At 72.5% G+C, this 21515-nt stretch carries 22 protein-coding genes; 7 read left to right on the forward strand and 15 right to left on the reverse strand.

From position 1 onward, the window contains the following. The first annotated feature begins 85 nt into the window (after window positions 1-85). A complete protein-coding gene (locus tag DEIGR_RS07970) occupies window positions 86-370 on the forward strand; it encodes a stage V sporulation protein S (RefSeq protein ID WP_058978605.1) in 285 nt (94 codons plus the stop codon). Between the two features lie 145 nt (window positions 371-515). Next, on the forward strand, window positions 516-1199 hold the full coding sequence (locus DEIGR_RS07975; RefSeq protein ID WP_058976486.1) for a zinc metallopeptidase: 684 nt from the start codon (window positions 516-518) through the stop codon (window positions 1197-1199). A gap of 187 nt (window positions 1200-1386) precedes the next feature. On the opposite strand, the gene DEIGR_RS07980 is transcribed toward DEIGR_RS07975, so the two are convergent. Together DEIGR_RS07980 and DEIGR_RS07985 are read right to left on the reverse strand one after the other, a co-directional pair. Further along, on the reverse strand, window positions 1387-1737 hold the full coding sequence (locus tag DEIGR_RS07980) for a metal-sulfur cluster assembly factor (protein ID WP_046842386.1): 351 nt from the start codon (window positions 1735-1737) through the stop codon (window positions 1387-1389). Further along, complete coding sequence (locus tag DEIGR_RS07985) at window positions 1737-2051, reverse strand: rhodanese-like domain-containing protein (protein WP_236704695.1); 315 nt, start codon at window positions 2049-2051, stop codon at window positions 1737-1739. Before DEIGR_RS07985 ends, DEIGR_RS07980 begins: the two co-directional genes overlap by 1 nt. A 60-nt stretch (window positions 2052-2111) precedes the next feature. Between DEIGR_RS07985 and DEIGR_RS07990 the strand changes: the two genes are divergently transcribed. From DEIGR_RS07990 to recQ, 4 genes are all read left to right on the forward strand, one after another. Further along, on the forward strand, window positions 2112-2396 hold the full coding sequence (locus tag DEIGR_RS07990) for a rhodanese-like domain-containing protein (protein ID WP_058976488.1): 285 nt from the start codon (window positions 2112-2114) through the stop codon (window positions 2394-2396). A gap of 46 nt (window positions 2397-2442) precedes the next feature. Next, window positions 2443-3903 carry a class-III pyridoxal-phosphate-dependent aminotransferase gene (locus DEIGR_RS07995; protein ID WP_058976489.1) on the forward strand — a complete coding sequence of 487 codons (1461 nt, stop codon included), beginning with the start codon at window positions 2443-2445 and terminating at the stop codon, window positions 3901-3903. A gap of 209 nt (window positions 3904-4112) precedes the next feature. Next, on the forward strand, window positions 4113-5012 hold the full coding sequence (locus DEIGR_RS08000; protein ID WP_058976490.1) for a hypothetical protein: 900 nt from the start codon (window positions 4113-4115) through the stop codon (window positions 5010-5012). Window positions 5013-5212: 200 nt separating this feature from the next. Continuing rightward, window positions 5213-7477 (forward strand): DNA helicase RecQ, encoded by a 2265-nt coding sequence (gene recQ / locus DEIGR_RS08005; protein ID WP_058976491.1) that lies wholly within the window; start codon window positions 5213-5215, stop codon window positions 7475-7477. A gap of 258 nt (window positions 7478-7735) precedes the next feature. On the opposite strand, the gene DEIGR_RS08010 is transcribed toward recQ, so the two are convergent. From DEIGR_RS08010 to DEIGR_RS08040, 7 genes are all read right to left on the reverse strand, one after another. Continuing rightward, complete coding sequence (locus DEIGR_RS08010; protein WP_160329919.1) at window positions 7736-8869, reverse strand: YkoP family protein; 1134 nt, start codon at window positions 8867-8869, stop codon at window positions 7736-7738. 235 nt (window positions 8870-9104) lie between these two features. Beyond that, entirely contained in the window at window positions 9105-10568 is a 1464-nt protein-coding gene (locus tag DEIGR_RS08015) for a carboxylesterase/lipase family protein (RefSeq protein ID WP_160329920.1), read from the reverse strand. Between the two features lie 24 nt (window positions 10569-10592). Continuing rightward, window positions 10593-11495, reverse strand: coding sequence for a DNA polymerase III subunit delta (gene holA / locus DEIGR_RS08020; protein ID WP_058976494.1), 903 nt, complete (start codon window positions 11493-11495; stop codon window positions 10593-10595). Continuing rightward, window positions 11486-12322 carry a serine/threonine-protein kinase gene (locus DEIGR_RS08025; RefSeq protein ID WP_236704696.1) on the reverse strand — a complete coding sequence of 279 codons (837 nt, stop codon included), beginning with the start codon at window positions 12320-12322 and terminating at the stop codon, window positions 11486-11488. The genes holA and DEIGR_RS08025 overlap by 10 nt, the downstream gene beginning before the upstream one ends. A gap of 91 nt (window positions 12323-12413) precedes the next feature. Then, window positions 12414-13319 (reverse strand): alpha/beta hydrolase family protein, encoded by a 906-nt coding sequence (locus DEIGR_RS08030; protein ID WP_236704697.1) that lies wholly within the window; start codon window positions 13317-13319, stop codon window positions 12414-12416. Between the two features lie 47 nt (window positions 13320-13366). Next, entirely contained in the window at window positions 13367-14458 is a 1092-nt protein-coding gene (locus DEIGR_RS08035; protein ID WP_407638314.1) for an acyltransferase, read from the reverse strand. 46 nt (window positions 14459-14504) lie between these two features. Further along, window positions 14505-15611, reverse strand: a complete 1107-nt coding sequence (locus DEIGR_RS08040; protein WP_058976496.1) for a prephenate dehydrogenase — start codon at window positions 15609-15611, stop codon at window positions 14505-14507. Window positions 15612-15710: 99 nt separating this feature from the next. On the opposite strand from DEIGR_RS08040, the gene DEIGR_RS08045 reads away from it, so the two are divergent. Continuing rightward, a complete protein-coding gene (locus DEIGR_RS08045; RefSeq protein WP_058976497.1) occupies window positions 15711-16460 on the forward strand; it encodes a TSUP family transporter in 750 nt (249 codons plus the stop codon). Here the strand turns inward: DEIGR_RS08045 and DEIGR_RS08050 are convergent. From DEIGR_RS08050 to DEIGR_RS08075, 6 genes are all read right to left on the reverse strand, one after another. Beyond that, the gene (locus DEIGR_RS08050) at window positions 16435-16827 is read right to left on the reverse strand and encodes a DUF1622 domain-containing protein (RefSeq protein ID WP_058976498.1); all 393 of its coding nucleotides are present in this window, start codon (window positions 16825-16827) and stop codon (window positions 16435-16437) included. The genes DEIGR_RS08045 and DEIGR_RS08050 overlap by 26 nt on opposite strands. A 42-nt stretch (window positions 16828-16869) precedes the next feature. Beyond that, a complete protein-coding gene (locus tag DEIGR_RS08055; protein ID WP_058976499.1) occupies window positions 16870-17379 on the reverse strand; it encodes a hypothetical protein in 510 nt (169 codons plus the stop codon). Between the two features lie 4 nt (window positions 17380-17383). Continuing rightward, the gene (locus tag DEIGR_RS08060; RefSeq protein WP_058976500.1) at window positions 17384-18178 is read right to left on the reverse strand and encodes a Cof-type HAD-IIB family hydrolase; all 795 of its coding nucleotides are present in this window, start codon (window positions 18176-18178) and stop codon (window positions 17384-17386) included. Window positions 18179-18232: 54 nt separating this feature from the next. After that, complete coding sequence (locus tag DEIGR_RS08065) at window positions 18233-19135, reverse strand: PhzF family phenazine biosynthesis isomerase (RefSeq protein ID WP_058976501.1); 903 nt, start codon at window positions 19133-19135, stop codon at window positions 18233-18235. Window positions 19136-19252: 117 nt separating this feature from the next. Beyond that, the gene (locus DEIGR_RS08070; protein ID WP_160329921.1) at window positions 19253-20617 is read right to left on the reverse strand and encodes a class I adenylate-forming enzyme family protein; all 1365 of its coding nucleotides are present in this window, start codon (window positions 20615-20617) and stop codon (window positions 19253-19255) included. Then, entirely contained in the window at window positions 20614-21447 is an 834-nt protein-coding gene (locus DEIGR_RS08075; protein ID WP_236704698.1) for an SDR family NAD(P)-dependent oxidoreductase, read from the reverse strand. The genes DEIGR_RS08070 and DEIGR_RS08075 overlap by 4 nt, the downstream gene beginning before the upstream one ends. Window positions 21448-21515 lie beyond the last annotated feature (68 nt).

The raw sequence follows: 21515 nt of genomic DNA on the forward strand, positions 1-21515 counted from the left end.
GGTGTCCGGCCGGGAGTCCCACGCTTAATATGAAACTGTTTCAACCTCTGCCTTTCGGGGCGGCAGGTCGGAAAGGAGCATGATTTTGGAAACCCTGCGCGTGTCCGGCACCTCCCGTCCCAATGCTATCGCCGGTGCTATTGCTGCCCTTCTGCGTTCTCAGGGGCAGGTGGAAATTCAGGCGATCGGTCCGGCGGCCGTCAATCAGGCGGTCAAGGCCCTCGCCATCGCTCGCGGGTACTTGGTGGGAGACCGCCTGGATCTGTACACCCAGCCGGAATTCGTGAAACTCGACGTTCACGAGGAGGAACGCACCGCCGTCCGGTTCTTCGTTCAGGGCATCCCGGCCCCCACAGCCCCGCAGGGCTGAGGACCGCCGGTTCCGGAGGGGGCGCGCCATGCGGGAAACCGTGGGTGCGCCCCTTTCGACACGCCACCGGCTCAAGGCACCCAGATGGACGTCTCATAAAATATGAGTGCGCTTCGCTAAGATATGTGACAGGAGGCAGTCTGACATGGAATTCCTCGGCCCCTACACCCCCCTGATCCTGATCATCCTGGTCGCGTCCTTCGTCATCCAGGGCGCCCTGACCCGCACCTACCGACGCTGGAGTGGGGTGCGCAACCCCCGCAACCTCACCGGCGCGCAGGTCGCCCGGATGATGCTCGACGCCAACGGCCTGAACCACGTGCCCGTGAACGCCGTTCCCGGCAGCCTCAGCGACCACTACGACCCCATGCGCAAGACCGTGAACCTCAGCGAGGGCGTGTACGGCGTCCCCAGCGTCGCCGCGATGGCCGTCGCCGCGCACGAGGTCGGGCACGCCATCCAGGACCGCGTGCGCATGCCCGCCCTGGTCGCCCGCGGCCGCCTGGCCGTCCCGCTGAGCCTCGGCATGAACCTCGCGCCGCTGCTCGTCATGGCCGGGATCTTCCTGCAACTGACCGGCCTGCTGTGGCTGGGCGTGGTCCTGTTCGGCGCCGCGCTGCTGTTCCACGTGATCACCCTTCCCGTGGAATTCGACGCCAGCCGCCGCGCCCTGGCCTACCTGAACCAGACCGGCCTGAGCGGCAGTCCCGAGGCGACCGGTGGCGCCCGCAGCGTCCTGACCGCCGCCGCCCTGACCTACGTCGCGGGCTTCGCCATGGCCCTGGCGCAGTTCCTGAACATCTTCAGCATCGCCCGTAACAGCGACTGACCGCACATGGAAAACCGCCCCGGCCTTGCGCTGGGGCGGTTCTCTTGCAATGCGTACGCATTCCGTCTGTTTCGTTCACAACCCGGAACATCACCGGGTTGTCAACTCCACGCCCGGAACCCGTTTCACTCCTGCTCGCATCCGCTCGGGTTGAACGTTTTTGCAAACCTTTCAACCGGAGTCCGTCTCAGACGTTGAAGCCGAACATGCGCATCTGGCGCTTGCCGTCCTCGGTCATCTTGTCCGGTCCCCATGGCGGCGTCCACACGAACTCCACGTTCACCTCGCTGACGCCGTCCAGGCGGCCCACGGCGAGTTCCGCGTCGCTGCGGATCAGGTCCTGCACCGGGCAGCCCACGCTCGTCAGGGTCATGGTGATGTCCACCAGACCGGACGCCTGGATGTCCACGCCGTAGATCAGGCCGAGGTCCACCACGTTCACCGGGATTTCCGGGTCCTTCACGACCTTCAGGGCCTCCAGCACCTGCGCCTCGCTGGGCAGGCCCGCCGGGGTCGGCGCGTTCTCGGGCGCGGTCATCAGTTCCCGCCCTGCACGCTGGGCAGGCCGTCCTGAACCCAGGCCATCGTGCCGCCCGCGAGGTTCACGACCGAATCGTACCCCTGCGCCTTCAGGAACTCGCCCGCGCGGGCGCTGCGCGCGCCGCTGCGGCAGATCATGACCAGCTCACGGTCCTTCGGGAGTTCCGCGTAGCGGGCCTCGAACTCGCTCAGGGGGATCAGCTGGGCGCCCTCGGCGTGCACCTCGTCGAATTCGTTCTGTTCGCGGACGTCCACGAGCAGCGCGCCCTGCTGCACGCGGCGCAGCCCTTCCTGTGGGGTGACATCTTCCATGCGGCCCAGCATACCCGAGCGCACGGGTCGGAATGTGCCGCGTGCGCGTATCCTGCGCGCATGACCCTGCCCGAAGGTGCCACCGTCATCGACCTGCGCCCCGAGGACCTGCGCGCCGCCGAACCCCTGGCCGGGCTGACCACGCTGCCCGTGCGGGCCGTGAGCCTCCAGGCCATCGAGGACGGCGCGCACGGCCTCACCCCGGACCTGGGGCCGCTGGTCGTGATCTGCGAGCGGGGCGTGCGCTCCGGGCTGGCCGCCCGCTACCTGAACGCCGACGGGCTGGATGCCCGGGCGTACCCCGGCGGCGTACCTGCGCTCAGAGGCGTGGTGAACGGCAACTGACCGGGCGGGGACGCCTCTCACGCCGGGGGGCTCTAGACTGACCGCCATGAGTGCCCTGCCCCCCGGTTTCATCTCGACCCGTGACGTGCTCGACGAGCGCCTGAGCGGCGCGGACGTCCGCCGCCTGGAACTGAAGTACGGCAACGAGGAACTCCTGTACGGCCTGGACGTGCTGGGCCTCGCCGGGCCGTTCTCCCGCGTGACCCCCTGGGAACTGGAAGACGAACGCGGCGTGCGCCGCATCAACGCCAGCGGGTACGCCGCTACGCCCTTCGGCGAGATGCCGCCCGCCATCACGGAGTTCATGCACGAGTTCCTGCGGAAGAACCGCGCGATGGGCCTGCCGCAGCAGTCCACCGGTCCGTGGCGCGCCGCCCTGCAGGCGAACCTCGTGGCGCTGATCTCGCGGGAACTGCCCAGCCACGCGGACAGTCAGGTGTTCTTCTGCTCCAGCGGCACCGAGGCCATCGAGGGCGCCCTGAAGTTCGCCAAGGCGTGGCGTCCGAAGGCGAAGTACCAGATCTCGTTCGCCAGCGGGTACCACGGCAAGACGCTCGGCAGCCTGAGCCTCACGCCGAACCCCGAGTACCAGGACATCTTCCGCCCGCTGATTCCCGGCGCGCTGACCAGCCCGTACGGGGACCTGGACGCCCTGACGCGCCTGATCCGCCGGGTCGGCGCGGACAACGTGACGTGCGTGGTCGTGGAACCCATTCAGGGCGAGGGCGGCGTGAATATCCCCCCCGCCGGGTTCCTGCGCGGCGTCGGCGAACTGTGCCGCAGGCACGGCATTCCCGTCATCGCGGACGAGATCCAGACCGGGCTGGGCCGCACCGGGCACTGGTTCGAATCCGCCGCGCAGGGGCTGGATGCCGACATCATCACCCTGGCCAAGCCTCTAGGCGGCGGCATGACGGCCGTGGGCGCCACCATCGTCCGCGCGCCCATCTACAAGAAGATGCTGGGCGGCCTGAGCAGCAAACGCCACAGCAACACCTTCGGCGGCGGTGCGCTCGCCATGGCGGTCGGCCTGAAAAGCCTGGAGTACCTGATTGAGAACGACCTCCCGGCCCGCAGCGCCGCGCTGGGCGCCGAGGGCCTCGCGCGGCTCCAGGCGGTCCAGAAGCGCTTCCCTAACCTGCTGGAGGCCGTGCGCGGCCAGGGGATGCTGTTCGCCCTGCAGTTCCGCCCAATGGTGGGCGTGCCGCTGCCCGGCGCGCTGAAGGAACTCGTGTTTGAGGCGACCGCGATCCTCGCGCTGCGCGAACTGCACCAGGGGGGCGTCATGGCGAACCTGTCCCTGAGCAGCAAGCGCACCGTGCGCCTGACGCCCGCGCTCGACATGCCGCACGACGTGTTCACCACCATGTTCGACCGGGTGGAGGCCTTCGCGCAGACGCACCCCGGCGCCCGCCACCTGCTCACGAGCACGCCCCCGCAGGTCACCGCGCGCCTCGCGGCGTTCGCGGCCAGCAAACCCAAGAAACGCACCCCCAGCGACGGCTGATACGGATTCCGTCTGTTTCGTTAACAACCCGGAACCGCACCGGGTTGCCAACTCCACGCCCGGAACCCGTTTCTCTCCTGCTCGCTCTGCTCGGGTTGAAAGTTTTAGCAAACCTTTCAACCGGAGTCCATATGAACCCGGACCGGCCCTGACCGGGGATAGGCCAGTGTGCCGTCGACGGCGTGCAGGCGCGGGTGTACGCTGGGAGCATGATCGACCTGGGGCCACTGGCCTGGATGGTGCATGTCGCGGCGGCCTTTGCCATCGCGTTCTTCGCGCAGTCGGTGTTCAGCCCGAAGGGCCGCGAGGCGCGCGTCGTGATCCGCGCGATGATTCCCGTCGTGATCCTCACCCTGCTGGGGGCCGGGTGGCTGCCGCACCCGGTCGCGGGCATGCTGATCGGGTACTTCGGCTCGCGGGCGTTCGGGTCGTGGGGCGCGGCGCGCGGCGGCCTGATCGCCGCCGTGATCGCAGCGGTCGTCCTGATGCAGCTTGGAGCGTCGTGGCTGCTGTTCCCGCTGTTCTTCATGGGGCTGGGCTGGCTCGCGTCGGGCGGACCGGCGCGGGGTCGCCGCCGCGCGCCGAAGGTGCAGGCGGAAGTGCAGGCAGAGGTGCCCGAGCTGACGGCGCAGGCGACGGGCACGCCGCTGACGGTATCCGCCCCGTCCGCCGCCGAGGGACCGCTGGCGCCCTTCCTGGCCGACGCGCGGCTGCCTGCCCAGGCACGGGCGCAGCTGGTCGCGTTGAACCTCCGCACGCAGGAGGCGCTGTCGCTGCTGAAGGATCAGGGCCTGGAGGGCACCGAGGGGTTCTTCGTGGCCCGCGCGATCCGCGAGGAGTACGCGCCGGAGGCCGTGCAGGCGTACCTGAAACTGCCCCGCTCGCTGGCGGACACCGGCGTGATTCAGGACGGCAAGACCGGCGCGGCCCTGCTGTCCGAGCAGCTGGAGCTGCTGCTGGACGGCGTGCAGGAGATCATCGCGGGGTCGCTGCAGTCGGGTGGACAGGCACTCCTGACGCACGGGCGCTTCCTGCGCGAGCGCTTCGCGAAGGTCGAGCAGGACCTGCGCGTCCCGGTGATGATCCCGGCGGCCGACAAGGTGAAGTGATGCGGACTCCGGTTGAAAGGTATCTCTTTCAACCCGAGCGGACTCGGAGAGCTGCGCAGCAGAGCGAGCAGGAGAGAAACGCCCCTCCGGGCGTGGAGTTGGCAGAGCGGTGGTGTTCCGATCTGTCAACGAAACAAACGGAATCCGTATGACCCCCGCCTCCGTTACGTGCTGGGCGTAACGCGCTATGCTGGGGGGCGATGTCCGCGCCCGCTCCCCACCCTGCCACTCCTGACGCTGCCACCCTGGCCCCGGCCCTCGACCTGCTGAAACGCATCTGGGGGTACGACGCCTTCCGGGGCGTGCAGGCGCAGATCGTCTCCACCGTCGCGGGGGGCGGGAACGCCATGGTCCTCATGCCGACCGGCGGCGGCAAGAGCCTGTGCTACCAGGTGCCCAGCCTGCTGCGCCCCGGCGTGGGCATCATTGTGTCCCCCCTGATCGCGCTGATGAAGGACCAGGTGGACACCCTGCGCGGCCTGGGCGTGCGCGCCGCGTACCTGAACTCCACCCTGTCCCTGGACGGCGTGCGTGAAGTCGAGGCGGCCCTGCTGAGCGGCGAACTGGACCTGTTGTACGCCGCGCCGGAACGTCTGCTGCTGCCCCGCACCCTGGACCTGCTCGAACGCGCCCCTGTCGCCCTGTTTGCCGTGGACGAGGCACACTGCGTGTCCCAGTGGGGGCACGACTTCCGCCCCGAGTACCAGGGCCTGAGCGTCCTGCCCGAACGGTTCCCCGACGTGCCGCGTATGGCCCTGACCGCCACCGCCGACGACCGCACCCGCGCCGACATCCTGCGCGTGCTGGACCTGGGCGCCGCGCCGCAGTTCATCTCCTCGTTCGACCGGCCCAACATCGGGTACCGGGTGGGCCAGAAGGACAGCCCCAAGACCCAGCTGCTGGACTTCATCCGCGCCGAACACGCCGGGGACGCCGGGATCGTGTACTGCCTGTCGCGCAAATCCGTCGAGGAGACCGCGAAATGGCTCCAGGCGCAGGGCGTGGACGCCGTCGCGTACCACGCGGGCCTCCCCCCCCGCGAACGCACGCACGCGCAGGACCGCTTCCTGAACGAGGAAGGCCTGGTCGTCGTCGCCACCGTCGCGTTCGGCATGGGCATCGACAAACCCAACGTGCGCTTCGTGGCGCACCTGGACCTCCCCAAGAGCATGGAAGGCTACTACCAGGAGACCGGCCGCGCCGGACGCGACGGGCTGCCCAGCACCGCCTGGATGGTGTACGGCCTCAGCGACGTGGTGAACGTGCGCCGCATGCTCGCCTCCAGCGACGCGCCCGAGGACGTCAAGCGCGTGGAGGCCGGGAAACTCGACGCCCTGCTCACCTACTGCGAGACCGCTGCCTGCCGCCGCGAGGTGCTGCTGGCGTACTTCGGCGAAGGCTACCAGGGCCCCTGCGGGAACTGCGACACCTGCCTAAACCCGCCACGGGTGCGCGACATGACCCGCGAGGCGCAGATGGCCCTCTCGGCCGCGATCCGCACCGGGAACCGCTTCGGCGCCGCGCACCTGACCGACGTGCTGCTGGGCCGCGCCACCGAGAAGGTCGTCAGCATGAACCACCACACCCTCCCCACCTTCGGGGTGGGCGCAGCGCACGACGAGAAGACGTGGCGGGGCGTGCTGCGCCAGCTGGTCAGCCTGGGCTTCCTGGCCGCCGGGGAACACCACGGCCTGAGCGCCACCGGTAAGGCCCGCACCCTCCTGAAGGGCGAGGCGACCCTGACCCTGCGTGAGGACACCCTGATGCCCCGCGCGCGGAGAGCCGAGAAGCACCCCCGCGCGGGCCGCGCGCCGGTCGCGGACGCCGACCAGCCGCTGTTCGAGGCGCTGCGCGCGTGGCGCCTGGACCGCGCCCGCAGCCTGGGCGTCCCCCCGTACGTGGTCTTCACCGACGCCACCCTCAAGGGCGTCACCGACCTGAAACCCACCAGCCACGCCAGCCTGGGCACCGTCAGCGGCGTCGGCCAGCGCAAACTCGCGGACTTCGGGGACGAGGTCGTGCAGATCGTCCGCGACCACCTGGGCGGCCACCCCGACCCGGCCCCCCGCCCCGCCACGCCCCAGGAACGCGGCGCACGCGAGAACGCCGCCGTGCTGGGCGCCCTGCGCGCCCGCCCGCAGCCCACCCCGGTCGCCGCGCCCCTGCTGGGCCAGCCCACGCCACACGCGACTCAGCCCGACGCCACGCAGCCTGACGCCACTCAGCCTGACCCCATGCAGGCCGAACGGGTCGCCGCCGCCCTGCGCGAGGTCCGCCGCACCATCACCCAGGAGACCGGCCTGAGCGCCTTCCTGATCTTCCCGAACGCCGCCCTGGACGCCCTCGCGCAGCGCCAGCCCCGCACGGAAGCCGACCTGCACGGCATCCCCGGCTTCGGCCCCAAACGCATCGAAACGTACGGCGAACGCGTCCTGACCACCATCCGCGAGACGCTGGACACCTGATACGGACTCCGATTGAATGGGCTGCAAAGCCCGCTGGGTCCGAGCGGATGCGAGAAGGAGAGAAACGGGTTCCGGTCGTGGAGTCAACAATCCGGTGAAGTTCCGGATTGTTGGCGAAACAAACGGAATCCGTATGACGCCCGGCCACGACCCTCCTCACCTCTGAACCCGGCCAGGGGTGGGCGGGAACTTTCGGTCAGGCCCGCGGCCAGGCCCGCCGCGATCCCCACGGGGTGCCCGGATGAGATGGACTTCGGTTCAGTCGCGCGCGTGCCGTTCGACGAACGCCGCGCGGGACATCACGGCCAGTTTCGGCGTGTGGCGTTTCTGCGGGTCGGACACGCCGTACGCGCGGCGGATCACGCGGGACCACCACGTCAGGCGCCGCTCGTGGGCGGGCGGGAGGTCCACCACCGTGAAGCCGTACAGGCCCAGCACGTCCGAGAAGATGCTGATGCTGAACACCGCGCCGAACGTGTTCAGGTCCGGGTCGTCCCGCAGGGCCCGCGCGAGGTCCCGCACGGACGCCGTCACGATGCGCCGCCCGGCGACGGGCCGCTCGGCGAGTTCGGTCAGGCGGGCGCTGTCGAGGTGGAACTCGATCAGCCGCTCGCCGCGCCGCACGGCGCCCCCCTCGCGCAGCGGTTGATCCGCCAGCGGGTACGGGGCCGTACCGGCCCGGAACAGGCTGCTGGCGCGGTTCCCGACGCGGCGGATGCGGCCCAGCCGGTCGTACCAGACGTCCACCTCCTGCAGGGCGGTGGCGGGCAGGTCGCGGGCGCGTTCCGGGCGCAGGCCGCGCAGGTCGCGCAGCGGCAGCACCTCGAACTCCCGCGCGCGCAGGTCCGCCAGCCGCGCCGGCAGCTGCGCGGCCAGCCGTTCGTCGGTGCCCGGCAGGTGCAGCAGCGCGCCGGGCCGGACGCCGGACAGGGTCCCGTCCGGTCCCGCGCGGCCCTGCCCGGCGATGACCGGCGCGCCCGCCAGGAACCCCGCCAGCCAGCCCGTCAGGGTGGGCCGCGCACCCACGCTGAGCCCGGCGGGATCCTGGCCCAGCACGCTCCGCAGGGCCGCTGTCGCGTGCCGCGCCGCTCCCCACGTCCACGGGTGGCGCGGCAGGCGGGCGGCCACGTCATGCCCCTGCGCGTGCACGGCCCGCACGAGGTCCGGGTACCGGCGGGCCGCCGCGCCGTCCAGCGCGAAGGTCGCCTGGACGCCCGCCTCACCCAGCGCTGCCAGCAGAGCCGGCGTGACCTGCGGGTCCGGGCCACCCTCGAAGATCAGGCCAAGCCCCGGCTGAGCGGACCGCGCGCGGCGCAGCGCCCCCAGGCCCGCCCAGCGCCACCCCCACGCGACCAGCAGCGCGGCAGGCAGCAGCAGGAGGCGGCGTCTCACGTGGCCGCCCGGCTGGGTGCCCACGTGACCGCCGGATTCGGCTGGTGGCCGCGCCAGGGCGTGTTCTCCGGCTGGACCGGTCCTCGACTCGCTACACGCTGGTTCATCCGGTCACTCTAGCGGGCGCGGTCCCAGATATACGGCTTCCGTCCTGCTTCTTCTCTGCGGGGCTGCTCTGCGAGTCGCGTGCGCCTGCATGAAACGGTTTGCGCACATCATGCAGTCGGCGTCCGTGTCACGGCATGAGCGGCAGCAGGTCCTGCCACAGCGCCAGCCGCCGGGCCTCACCGCCCACCGAGCGGGTCAGGCCGTCCAGGGTGAGGTGCGTGACCTGCGGCTGTTCCGGCGTCCACGCCGCCCAGTCCGGGCCGGGGTGCCCGTGGTGCACGAAGTGCGCCCAGCTGTCCTGCATGGCGCGCGCCAGCCGGGCGCGCCGCGCGTGGTCGCCGCCCCTGATGACGTCCGACGACAGGCCCAACGGGCGGGGCCACAGGAACAGCAGTTCCAGGCCGTGCGCGGCGCCCAGGTCGAAGAACCGCGTGCCCCAGTCGAAGCGGTACCGGAACGCGGGGGCCGGGTGCGCGCGCAGCAGCGCGTCGTTCGGCGCGTGGAAGAACAGGTCGGTGCCCAGCGCCACCAGCCCGCCCGGGTCGTCCGGGTACCCGGCCAGGATCGCCCGGGCGCGCGCGTCGCCCGCCGCGCCGGTCAGGACGCGGGTCAGGAGGGCGCGGTCGGTGCGGGGAAACACCCGGTCCGGGAGTTTCACGAACAGGGCGTACTCGTCGCGGTTCGCGCCCGCCAGCAGCGGCACGGGCGCGGCCGGGCGGCCCAGCAGCTCCGCGACACTGCCGGGCAGGACCGCGCCGTCCAGCGTGGGGCGGGAGTTCAGCTGCCGGGCCCGCACGCGTTCCAGCGTGTGCAGGCTGCGCACGAACGCCGCTGCGGGCAGCGTCCACAGGCGGTCGCGGGTGGTGGCCGTGACGCCCAGCGCCCGGGCGTACGCGGCGGCCAGTTCCACGCTGTTCTCCCGGGTGGACAGCTGGTTGACCCCGCCGCTCTGCGCGGCCGCGCCCGCGAACAGGCCGCGCGCCGCCGGGTCGCGCAGCAGCAGGTTCACCGTCACGGCACCCGCCGATTCGCCCGCGACGGTCACGCGGGCCGGGTCGCCCCCGAACGCCGCGGCGTTGCGGGACACCCACGCCAGCGCCGCCCGCTGGTCCAGGTACCCGGCGTTCACGGCGAAGCGGTCATCCCCGAACAGCCCCGCGAAATCCGCGTACCCCAGCGGGCCCAGCCGTGAATTCACGGTCACGACCACCACGCCCCGCTGCGCGGCGTACTCCCGCCCGTCGTACAGCCGTCCGCTGCCCGCGCGGTACGCGCCCCCGTGGAACCACACGAGGACCGGGTGCGGGCCGGGCGTGGCTGGAGCCCAGACGTTCAGCACCAGACTGCCCTCCACCGAGGGGCGCAGTGTCACGGACGGGTCCAGCGGTTGCAGGACGTCCGGCGCGAACTGCGTGGCGTCCCGCACGCCCGTCCAGCCCGGGTGCGGCTGCGGCGCCCGGAACCGGCCCGTGCCGGAGGCGGGCGCCGCGTACGGCACGCCCAGCCATCCCAGCGCCACCTCGCCGCGTACGAGGAGCGCGCGGCCCTGTACCCGCCCCCATTCCGTCTCGCGGATCAGCGGCCGGGTCACGCCCCCGTGGTTCACCGCGCGGCCCTACACACTGAGCTGCACGATCAGGCGCTCCAGCGCCACCCCGGCGTCCAGACCGCGCTTCATGGCCAGATCCGCGTCCAGGATGCGGCCCAGGTGCGTGCGGATCTTCGCCTCGTTCAGGCGGCGGGCCACCTCCAGCGCCTTCTTCGCCGGGTACGGCTTGACGCCCAGCCGCTGCGCCGCCATCTGCTCGGTGACGCGCCCGCCCTCCTGCTGCAGGGCCACGCAGCGCGCCACGAGCGAGTACTGCCACACGACCGCGCCCATCAGCTTGAACGGGTCCTCGCCGCTGGCGAGCAGGCGCCGCAGCTGTGTGACCGCCTCGCCGGGGCGGCCCGTGGTGGCCGCGCCCAGCATCGCGAAGCTGTCGCCCGGCGGCTCCCGTCCCACCACGCGCTGCACGGTCTCCCGCGTGAACGGCCCGTCCAGCAGCGCCAGCTTGTTCAGCTCCCCGGCGATGCCCGCCAGGTCCGCCCCGAAGACCTCCGCGAGGTACAGGCTGGCGTCCCGGTCCAGGGGCAGCTTCGCCTTCTTCGCGCGGGTGGTCACCCAGCCCGCCACGTCCCCGGTCTTGGCGGGGGCGGGGGACGGGACGACCTCGCCGCGGCCCTCGTACACCTTCAGGCGGGTGGCGGGCGGCGACTCGTCGAGCACCGCGACCGTCACCGCCGCGCCCGCGAGCAGTTCCAGCAGCGCCTTGTCGGGTTTCACGCCTTCCAGGTCCACGATCACGCCGCCGTCCCCGAACAGCCCCGGGCTGAGGTGCGGGCCCAGCGCGTCCGCCGTGACGTCCTCGCCCGCCACGCGCGGCAGCGAGCGGGCGTCCAGCCCCCGGGCGCGCAGCGTGTCCCGGAGCGTCTCGTCGGCCAGGAAGCGGTTCCCGGTGAACGCGATCAGCGGCATTCGCCCGCCCAGTCCGCCAGGTCCGGCAGAGCCGCCAGTCCCAGCGCCACCCGCGCGTCACTCAGGTCCGCGTACAGCGCCGCGGCGCTCGCGGGCCGCCGGGCCCGGTCCCGCGTCAGGCACTGCGTCAGGAGGCCGTGCAGCGCCTCCGGGCCGGGCAGCGGCGCGCGCAGGTCACTCAGGCCCGCCAGCCACCCGAACGCGTCCTCGAAGGGCGGTTCGCCCGCCAGGCAGTCGAACAGCAGCACGCCCAGCGAGTACAGGTCGCTGCGCGGGTCGCCCCGCACGCCCAGGAACTGCTCGGGCGCCATGAAGTGCGGGGTGCCCATGCGCGTCCCGCTGTGGATGTCCAGCGGCAGCTTCACCGAGTGGCTCATGCCGAAATCGATCACGCGCACCGCGTCGAAGGCCGCGCGGCCGCCGTCCAGCATCACGTTCTCGGGTTTCAGGTCGTGGTGCGTCACGCCGCACGCGTGCAGGGCCGTCACGGCCGCCAGCACGCCCCCGGCGACCAGCGTCGCCTCGTCCGCGCCGAGCGGTCCCCCGTCGAGCCGTTCGCGCAGCGTCACGCCCCCGATCAGCGGGAACAGCAGGGCGTCGCGCGCCACGGCGATCGGCGACACCACCAGCGGGTGCCGGACGCTGCGGGCCACGTGGCCCTCGTGCTCGAACCGGGCGCGGGTGTCGGGATCGTCGAAGACCAGCGTCTTGGCGAACACCGCCCGGCCCGCCCAGCACGCCGACTCGCAGCGCACCCCCGCCCGCTCGCTGAGGGTCACCCGGTCCGTCAATGCCCCCTGGGCGTTCAGAGCCTGCACGTCATTCACTGCCGTTAAGTCTTTCACATTCCCCCCGCGAGAATGGCGGCACCTGAACACTCTGCCCGGCAGCCCCGCCCGCCCGGCGACCCGGCGGCCCTCACCGTCGGCGCTCCAGCGTGCGGTAGAACGCCGCGACCTGCCGCGCCACCTCCGGCGTGAAGCGGTTCCCGCCCAGGTGACCGCCACTCAGGCGCACCAGTCCGCCCACGTCCGGCTCGCCCGCCTCGGCCCACAGCGCCTCGCCGTTGCGCTCGAACGGCACGGTCCGGTCGTCCGGACTGCCGAACACCAGCATCGGCAGCCGTCCCCACGTCCGGGCCAGCCACGCCGGGTTCAGGTCCTCCGGGGGGTCGGGCAGTCCGTACGCCGCCCCGATCTCCTCCCGGCGGGACACCGCCGAGCCCCACGCGACGCGCAGGTCCACCCACCCGTCGATCAGCGCCACGCCCTCGACCGGGTACGGCGCGCCGGGCAGCGCCGATCGCAGCGCCATCAGGCCGCCCATGCTCAGGCCCAGCGCGTACGTGCGCCCCGACCACGGAAAGAGGTCGGTCGACTGCGCGTGCACCTGCCCCAGCGCCGCCAGTCCCGCCGGGCTGCCCCAGCTGGTCGGCCCGCCGTCCCCGGAGAGCAGCACCGCGAAGCCCGCGTGAATGAGCGCCGAGGTCAGCACCGACGCGCTGGCACTGTCACGCAGGTGCGCCGCCGACTGCCCGCGCGGGTGCGACACGACCACCAGCGCGCACGCCTGCACGCACGATCTCGGCACCCGCAGCAGCGACAGCGCCTCGCCACTCCCGACCGGTACCCACACGCCGGACGGCACCGAACCGCGGGCCGCCCGGTCCGGCGCGGCCCCGGTCGTCACGGTCGGGGCGAGCACCATCGCCTGCGCGCCGGACCACGTCAGGACCAGCGCGGCGGCCAGCGCCCGCACCCTGCGCGCCGCACCCGGCGCCTGCCGCCCCTGTTCCCGTCGCCTCCGAGCCGTCAGTTCCCTCACCGGGCGGCACTGTAGCGTCCCAGGCCGCCGCGCGGCTGAGAACGCCCTCACCGGCCGAACAGCCAGGTACTCAGGCGCGTGTTCAGCAGCGCGCGGCCCAGCAGCGCCGGAACGCCCAGCGCGAGCAGGAAGTACCCCAGCATGGTCAGCGCCACCTGCCACGGCGTGCCCTGCGGCGCGTCCCAGCGTTCCAGCGCCTGCAGCAGCGCCGGGTGGATCAGGTACACCTGCAGGCTGACGGTGCCCAGCAGCGCCACCGTCAGGCGGACCGTGGACGCGCTGCGCTGCACGCGGAACGCCAGTCCCAGCAGTGCCAGCGCCGTCAGGCTGGTGTACAGCCACGACAGGCCCGAGTACACGATGGGCGTGACCCGCTCGCCGCGCGCGTACGCCAGCGCCTCGGGCAGGTACAGGCTGAACGCCAGTGTCAGGACCGGCAGCAGCACCCAGCGCCTGCGCCGCCACCACGCCGGGAACTCGTCCAGGCGCGCGCCCACCGCGACGCCCAGCGTGATGGGCAGCATGTACCACAGCACCGTGCTCGCCGGGAACGGCAGGCGCAGCACCTCCCGGTTCAGCAGGTACAGGCCCAGCTGCAACGCCGCGCCGAAGATCAGCGCCGCCGTGATGCTGGGTTTGCGCCGCGCCAGGGGCAGCATCAGCGGCAGCACCACGTACACCTCCAGCGCCACCAGCAGGAAGTACAGGTGGTAACTGGCCTTCCCGTACAGCAGCCAGTCCCGCCAGCGGGCCGGGTCCGTCAGGGATTCCGGCACACGCTGATCCGTCCACACGTACCACAGGGCGTACAGCACGCTCCAGAGCAGGTACGGCCACCCGCCGCGCGTCAGGCGCCGCCAGAAGTACCGCCGCGGCTCGAAGCGCTTGAGCAGGCTGCGGGTCAGCACGACCGCCGACAGGAACACGAACGCGGGCACCGCGAAGTGCAGCGTGCGGTTCAGGATCAACGTGTACAGGTGCGCCGTCGAGGCCGGGTCGAGGTACCGCAGCATCACCCCGGTCGAGTGGTGCGCGACGACCTCGATGATCGTCAGGCCCCGGAACATGTCGATGGCCGTCAGGTTTCCCTTCGGGACCGGGGCCGGGGGGGCGGGTGAAACAGGGTCAGCGTCCTTCACAATCTCTCAGGCTACCCCAGCGCCATCAAGAACTCGTGAACGTCGTTTAGCCGCGCCCACGCACCTCGAAGCCCTCGCCCTGCAGGATCGTCGCCGCATGCGCGACGTCCTCCGGGGTTTCCAGACCCAGGCGGATCGCGCCGCCGTCCTCGCGGATCGCCAGGACCTCGATGTCCTTGATGTTCACGCCCGCCGCGCCCAGCGCCTGCGTCACGGCCCCGATCTGGTTAGGCTTATCGGGCACGGCCACGACCAGATCGTGTCGCTGCGGCAGCAGGCTGCGGCGCACGATGGGCAGGCTGTCGCGTGTGCGCTTGCCCTCACGCGCGGCCTCCAGCAGTTCCTCGGGTTCGTCCAGGTCGGCTTCCAGGCGTTCCAGCTGCCGGCGGAAGCGGGTCAGGGCCTCGCGCAGGGCGCCCTTGTTCTCCACGACCATGTCGCGGCTCATGCGCGGGTCGCCGCTCGCCACGCGCGTCAGGTCCCGGAAACCACCCGCCGCGAGCAGACTCAGCCGCTCGTCCCGCGCGACCATGTGCGTCAGGGCCAGACTCGCGAGGTACGGCAGGTGACTGATCGTGGCGACCAGCGCGTCGTGCGCGTCCGGCGGCATCACGACCGGCGCGGCTCCCAGTTCCTCGACCAGCGTCCGGACCTTACTCAGGGCCGTCAGCGGCGTGTGGTCCGTCGGGGTCAGTACCCACACGGCGTTCTCCAGCAGCGCCGCGCGCGCGTGCGTCACGCCGCCCCGTTCACTGCCCGCCATCGGGTGCCCCGCCACGAAGTGCCTCACGCCCAGCCGCTCCATCTCGGCGGCGATGCCGCCCTTCACGCTGCCCACGTCCGTCACCAGCGCCGACGGGTTCAGGAACGGTGCCAGTTCGCGCGCCAGCGGCGCCAGGGCCCGCATCGGCGCGGCCAGCACCACCAGATCCGCCCCGCGTAGCCACTCGCCGGGCGCGGCGCGCACTTCGTCCACGACGCCCAGCGCCTCGGCCTCGCGCAGCACCTCGGGGCTGGCGTCCAGGCCGATCACGCGCCGCGCCAGCAGCCGCTGCCTCAGCCCCAGCGCGACACTCCCGCCGATCAGCCCCACGCCCGCCACCACGGCGGTCTCGAACAGCGGGCCAGGGGCGGACGGTGAAGCGGCACTCATGACGCGGAGGCTAGCACGCCCCCGTCAGCCCGCCGACCGGCCTGCATAACGTCCCCGGCACACGGACGCCGCGCCGCCCACGTTCGCTACGCTGTCCCGGTGCCCGGTCCCGAAGTCCTGCTGTACGGCCTGCCCCTCGCGTTCCTCGCGGGCTTCATCGACGCGGTCGCCGGGGGCGGCGGCACCATCACCCTCCCCACGCTGTTCCTCATGGGCCTGAGCCCCGCGCAGGTCGTCGCCACGAACAAACTCCTGGCGATCTTCGGGTCCGGCAGTGCCACCGTGCAGTACTGGCGCAAGGGGCACGTCGACCGGCCCCTCGTCCTGCGGCTGATCCCCCTGGCCCTGCTGGGCAGCGCGGTCGGCGCGTCCCTCGTGCACTTCGTGAACCCCGACGCGTTCCGCACCCTCGTCGGCGTGGTCATCCTCGGCGTCGGCGCCCTCGTGCTGGTGAACAAATCCTTCGGGCTGGAGGACCGCTACCCCGGCCTCACCGCCCGCACGCTGGCCCTCACCCTGCCCGGCACGTTCATCATCGGGATGTACGACGGCTTCCTCGGCCCCGGCACCGGCACCTTCGCCATGTTCCTGTTCGCCCTCGCCGGTTTCAACCTGGTGCGCGCCAGCGGCAACGCCCGCACCCTGAACTTCGCCACGAACCTCGGCGCGTTCCTGTTCTTCCTGATCGGCGGGCAGATGGTCTGGTGGATCGGCCTGCCCATGGGCCTCGCCAACGCCCTCGGCGCCGCCCTGGGCGCTCGCATGGCGATGCTGCGCGGCAGCGCCTTCGTGAAATGGATGTACGGCCTGATCGTCCTGCTCGTCAGCGCCCGACTGTTCCTGGGCTGACCCCGTCCTCCCGCGCGGCCGCCTCGGCCCCCCGCGCGCGGTGCCCGTCGATTTCGCGCTGCAGGAAGAAGTTCAGCAGCGTCCGCAGCGCCGCGATGGCCGCCAGCTTCCCGATGTCGTCCCACGACGGCGCGATCGCCGTGCGCAGGATGTCCGCCGCGAGCGTGAACTCCAGCGCCACCGCCAGCCAGCGGCCCAGTTCCAGCCGCAGCGACTCCTTCTGCGCGTCCGGCTGCGCCGAGGGCCGCACGAACGCCACCAGCGCCCGGATTAGCGCCAGCAGCGCCGCCAGCGCGATGATCAGGGCCGCCGCGACCTCCACCCCGGTCGCCACGATCTCCGTCCAGCCCTTCACCAGCTCCAGCATTCACCCAGCCTGCCACGCCCACCGCGGCCCCGGTGGGGGAGATCAAGAATCGGTGGAGGCCCGCCCCAGCGACCGCACCGCCCGCGTGTACGCCGCCCGCTCGAACACGAACGGCCCGAAACCCGCATACGACCAGAACGGCGCCGGTGGGCGATTCAGGCTCAGCGGGTCGGCCTCCTTCTGCGCCCGGTGGGGCTGCTGGAAATCCAGCCAGCGCACCTCGCGCTCGCCCATTTCAATTCGGGCGACGAGGGGCCAGCACAGCAACTCGCCGCAGCCACATTCCAGCAGGGCGACCCGTTCTCCTACAAAAATGCTCAGGAGGTTGCCCCGCTCCGGCTCGCCCAGCCACGCCGTCTGAATCTCCGCTGCGAATCGGGCGGGTAGTCCGGCGTAACTGCCCGCCAGGGACCGCTCCCCGGTCGCCTGCGCGGCGTCGTCCTCCCAGCGGCGCACGAGTTCCACGAGGGGCGTCCCGTTCACGAGGACCAGCACCGTGTCCTCCTCGCCCTCCCAGGATTCCCAGCGCAGGTCCAGTGTGTCGAAGGTCACGTCTTTACAGCGACAGGGCCAGTTCGACCGCTTCGCGCAGGCCGCCCTCGTCCACGTGCGCGACGCGGTAGCGGCTGGCGGCGATGGCGGGCGCGTCGGCGTTCCCCATGGCGACCGGGTGACCCACGACGCGCAGTGCGGTGACGTCGTTCTCGCCATCACCGACCATCATCACGCGGTCCATGGTCAGGCCGTACTGCGCCGCGACGCGTTGCACGGCGGTGCCCTTGCTGACTCCGGCGCGCGTGACGCTGATGAACATCGCGTCCGGCATGACCGGGCTGCCCGCCGGGTGCAGGTCCATGCCGGGGTGCGGTTCGGCGACGACCGCACCCTCCTCGGCGCGGGGGACGACCCACTGCGCGCGGACGACCGTACCGTCCAGGCTCTCCGGCGTGCGGGCCTCGTAGGGAACGCCCAGTAGGGCCGCGTGCCGCTCGGCGAGGTCACCGGGTTTCGTGATGGCGAACTCCAGGTCGGTGTAGACCTCCAGCAGGCGGTCCGTCTGCGCGGCGCGGGCGATCAGGAGGTTCAGGCCGCCTTCGGGAATCGCCTCGGACAGGCTGGCGCCGCTGCCGACGTTCACGATGCTCGCGCCGTTCTGGAAGACGTGCCAGCCGTCCGGGTCGAGCCGCTCGGCGTACGCGCGGGCGTTGCCGATGGCGGGGCGGCCGCTGCACAGCGCGATCCGCACGCCGCGCGCGCGGGCGTCGGCCAGCGCGGCCCACACGTCGTCCCGCACGAGGTTCCCGGTGCCCACCAGGGTGCCGTCTACATCCACACAGATCAGTCCAAGCATCCGGGCATCATAGGCCGCGCCTGTCAGGGGGGTGCCGGGTCGTGCAGGTTTCCTTCAGCGCGTGGCGGGCGTGGGGGGCGTCCAGACGCCCTCGCGTTCCACGGTCGCGCAGCCGCCCACGTGGACCTTCGTGACGCGCTGCCCGTCGAGTTCCAGTTCCACCTCGACCTCGCCGGGGGTGCCCAGCGCGTGTCCCTGGTACACGAGGCCGCAGGCGCGCTCGCCCCGCACCGGCAGGCGGCCCTGACTGGCCAGCAGTGCCATCAGCGCGCCGCCCGCGCTGCCGGTCACGGGGTCCTCGGGGATGCCCAGGGCGGGCGCGAAGTCCCGCGCGGCGAAGCGGTTCACGCCCATCGGCGCGTACGCATAGATGCTGCCCACGCCCAGCGCGTCGCTCAGGGCGTGGACGCGGGTCAGGTCCGGTTCCAGTCCGTCCAAGATCACGGCGTCCAGCAGCGGCACGAACACGCTCCAGAGGCCCGTACTGGCGGCGGCCAGCGGCAGGCCACGGTGGATCATGCGGTGGTCGATGCCGAGCGCCTCGGCCAGGTCGGCGCGCAGCGTGGCGGGCACGGCGCGGTAGGCGGGGGAGGGCTGCCGCATCCACACGCGGCGCGGCACGCCCGCCTCGCTGTGCAGGCGCAGCGGCACGCGGCCCACCAGCGTGTCGAGGTGGAGGTCCTGCCCGTCGGGCCACTGTCCGGCCTGTGCCAGCGTGAACCCCAGGGCGATGGTGGCGTGCCCGCAGAAGTCGACTTCCTGGGTGGGCGTGAAGTACCGGACGCGCGCGATGATGCCCTCGCGGCGGGTGATGAACACGGTCTCGGGGGCGCCCAGCAGCTCGGCGAGCGCCTGCATGTCCTGCCGGGAGAGGTGCGCGGCGTCCAGCACCACGCCCGCCCGGTTGCCGTGTCCGGGCGTTTCGGTGAAGGCACTGACCTCGCTGTAGGCGATCATTCCGGCATTTTACCGCAGAAGGCTGTCGGTGAAGGGACAAAAATTTCACGCGCTGGATTAATCGTGAAATTTTTCACTTAGTGGTTGCGGTCGCGGTGGTGGTGGAGAATGGAGGCATCACAGGCGGGAAAGGAGGACACCGCGCGCCACCTTCCCCAGCGGCGTCCTCGGCAGCGGACCCCGCACCCACCGGACGGGCCTCAGGCGACGCGGCCACCGCGACAGCGCGAAGGCGTGCAGCGCGGCCTCGTCCACGTCACCCTCCACGAACGCCACCGGCCGCTGCCCGTACTCAGCGCACGGGACCGGCAGGACCGCGCATGCCACCACCCCCGGCACGGCCAGCAGCGCCGCTTCCAGCTCAGCGGGCCAGACGTTCTCCCCGCCGATCACCATCAGGTCGTCCGCGCGCCCCCGCAGCGTCAGGCGCCCAGAGTCGTCCAGCACGCCCAGGTCACCAGTCGGGTGCCAGCCCCGACGCAGCAGCCCACGCGCCAGTACCCGCCCGTCCGGCGCGACCCGTACGGTCACGCCGGGCAGGGGCCGACCCACCGACCCCGGCGCGCCGCGCAGGTCCGCCGGGGTCGCCAGGGTCAGCACGCCCAGTTCCGTGCTGCCGAACGCATCGAACAGCACGTCCCCCAGCCGCGCGCGGGTCGCGGCCGACAGCTCCGGTGACAGCGGTGCCGATCCGCTGAGCACCACCCGCAACCGGGGCGCATTCCCAGGCACGGCCAGCAGCCGGTGCAGGACCGTGGGAACGACCGCCAGCACCTCCGCCCCCTCGGCCGCCAACGTGGCCCAGATCTCCTGAGGCGAAGCCCCGGCCCGCAGGTGCAGCGGCGCTCCCACCCCCAGTGCCAGGGCCAGGGTCGCCAGACCGTGCCCGTGCCACAGCGGCAGCGGCAGCGCGACCGGGGCGTCCCGGTGTGGCCGCAGCGCGTCCAGCAGCGCCCCCGCGACCCGCAGCGCCGCCACGGGCCGTACGGCCGACCGGACCAGTCGGGGCGCCCCGGAACTCCCCGACGTCATCAGCACCGGGCGTCCCGCACGCGGCGGCAGCCAGCCGCCCCGACCGGCCACCGGTGGGGTAGAGGGTGGTGGGGGAGATGCAAGCCGCATGCCCGTCTGACCCGGCGCGAGGGGCACGACCCGCCAGCCCAGCCGCAGGCCCGCCAGCAGGTCCACCACGAACGCCACCTGCCCGCCGCCACCCTCCAGTCCGACGAGGGTGCCCGGCGGGTGCGCGCCCCACCACGCCTGCGACCGCTCCTGCACCCGCGACTGCAACTCGGCGTAGGTCAGGCGTTCCGTCCCGTCCGTCAGGGCCAGCCGCTCCGGGTCGCCCTGTGCCTGCCACGCCACCACGCCCGCCAGGGTCGGCCCCTCGCGCCCCAGGCAGTGCAGCAGGGACAGGGCCGCCCGCGCGGGTTGCTTGCCCAGCGCGCCCGTCGCCCGGACCGCCGTCCACACCTGCCTCACTGTCGCCGCTCCAGCCGGGCCTCGACCCGCTCCGCCCATGCCAGTCCCCGCGCCAGGACGCCCGGGCACACGATGCCTGCGATCTCCACGCCCGGCAGCCACCACGGCGCGACCCGCACCACCCGCCGCACGAACGGCAGCGTGACCACCTCGGCCGCCTCGGCGGCACTCAGCGCGGGCAGGAACCGGTACGCGCGGGTCGGGGCGATCATCGGCGTGCGCACCAGCGGCAGGTACACCGACGCGCCCCGCACCCCCGGCCACTCCGCGACCGCCGCCTGCACCCACAGGTTGAACGCCGCCTTACTGCCCTGGTACGCCCCCCAGCGCGGCGCACCCACGTGCCGCGCCGACACGCTCGACACGTTCACCACCACACTCCCCGCCTCCAGCGCCGGGCGCAGCGCCAGCAGCAGCCGCGCCGGGCCGGTCACGTTCACGGCCAGCAGTCGCTCCAGATCCGCCCTCGGCGCGCCGTCCAGCGCCCGCCGCCGCACCGACCGCCCCGCGTTGCTCACCACGCCCGCCAGGACCAACGCCGCCTTCAGCACCTCGCGGGCCGCCGCGTCCACCGACGCCGGGTCGCTCAGGTCCGCCGGGACCACCACCGCCCGGCCCCCCGCCGCGCCGATCCGCGCGGCCACCTCGCGCAGCTGCTTCTCGCGCCGCGCCAGCAGCAGCACCGTCGCCCCGGCCTCGCCCAGCCGCAGCGCCGTCGCCTCGCCCACCCCGGACGACGCACCGGTCACCAGGACCGCCCGGCCCCCCACCGCCCCGCGCAGGGCACTCAGGTCACGGCAGGCAGGCGGGGACAGCAGGGCGCGGCGCACGGGCGCATCGTCCCACACGCCGCCCCGACGAGGCGCGCAAAGTGACCGGGCCGGTCACGTCAACCGGC

Source organism: Deinococcus grandis (assembly GCF_001485435.1).
Classification (GTDB): Bacteria; Deinococcota; Deinococci; order Deinococcales; family Deinococcaceae; genus Deinococcus; species Deinococcus grandis.